Annotated in this window: 1 protein-coding gene; it reads left to right on the top strand. The window is 61.8% G+C overall.

Annotated elements, in window-relative coordinates:
• A partial coding sequence (locus tag PM2_RS31060) for an immunoglobulin-like domain-containing protein (RefSeq protein ID WP_042132637.1) occupies positions 1–1,533 on the top strand: 1,533 nt, incomplete at both ends.

Raw genomic sequence — 1,533 nt, forward strand, 5'->3', positions numbered from 1 at the left:
ACCATCAAGGCCGGCCAGACCAGCGCGCCATACGAGCACGCGGCACAGGGCGATGACGTTTACCAGGACGCCGGCGAAATCTCCCTCGGCATCAAGTCGGCGGTAGACGCCACCGGTGCGGCCTTCGAGAACCTGCAACTGGGCGGCGATGCTTCGGTCAAAGTGACTGACACCGTCGACGAAGTTGTGGCCAAATTGACCGCAAGCCAGTCGGTAACCGAAGGCGGGGAGATCACCTACACCATTACCCTGACCAACAAAGACGGTCTGCCGATCAACAACCACGCAGAGCTGTACTTCAAGCTGACCGATGGCACCACGGTCATCGTGCCCGCGAACAGCACCACCGGCTCGGCCACTGCAACCGCGCCGGATAACGTCTATGTCGGCGCTAACGAGCCGGTGGTCAATGCCATCGACGCCGTCAGCGGCGCGGATGCGTGGAAGTTCGAAAACCTGAACCTGGACAAGACGCCGGTCAGCACCGAGGTTACCGACGAGCCAGGTACCCCGGGCAACGAAGGCGACATCGTCAAGGTCACCATCACCGCCGACCAGACTTCGGTGGCCGAAAACGTCAAACCGACCTTCACCGTACACATCAACACTGCACTGGCCCACGACCTGGTCGTGACTCTGAGCAACAACGCTCAGGTCACCATCAAGGCCGGCCAGACCAGCGCGCCATACGAGCACGCTGCGCAGGGCGATGACGTTTACCAGGACGCCGGCGAAATCTCCCTCGGCATCAAGTCGGCGGTAGACGCCACCGGTGCGGCCTTCGAGAACCTGCAACTGGGCGGTGATGCTTCGGTCAAAGTGACTGACACCGTCGACGAAGTTGTGGCCAAATTGACCGCAAGCCAGTCGGTCACCGAAGGCGGGGAGATCACCTACACAATCACGCTGACCAACAAAGACGGCCTGCCGATCAACAACCACGCAGAGCTGTACTTCAAGCTGACCGATGGCACCACGGTCATCGTGCCCGCGAACAGCACCACCGGCTCGGCCACTGCAACCGCGCCGGATAACGTCTATGTCGGCGCTAACGAGCCGGTGGTCAATGCCATCGACGCCGTCAGCGGCGCGGATGCGTGGAAGTTCGAAAACCTGAACCTGGACAAGACGCCGGTCAGCACCGAGGTTACCGACGAGCCAGGTACCCCGGGCAACGAAGGCGACATCGTCAAGGTCACCATCACCGCCGACCAGACTTCGGTGGCCGAGAACGTCAAACCGACCTTCACCGTGCACATCAACCAGCCGCTGGATCACGACCTGGTCGTGACCCTGAGCAACGATGCGACTGTGACCATCAAGGCAGGCGACACCAGCGCGCCATACGAGCACGCGGCACAGGGCGATGACGTCTACAAAGACGCCGGTGAAATCAGCGTTGGCATCAAGTCCGCTGTGGACGTTGACGGCCGTACCTTCGAGAACCTGGAGCTGGGCGGCGCTGCGAAAGTGGATGTCACCGACACCACCGACGAAGTCGTGGCCAAGCTGACCGCGACCCCGTCGGTGACC

This window comes from Pseudomonas monteilii NBRC 103158 = DSM 14164 (genome assembly GCF_000730605.1).
In the GTDB taxonomy this organism is placed as follows: domain Bacteria; phylum Pseudomonadota; class Gammaproteobacteria; order Pseudomonadales; family Pseudomonadaceae; genus Aquipseudomonas; species Aquipseudomonas monteilii.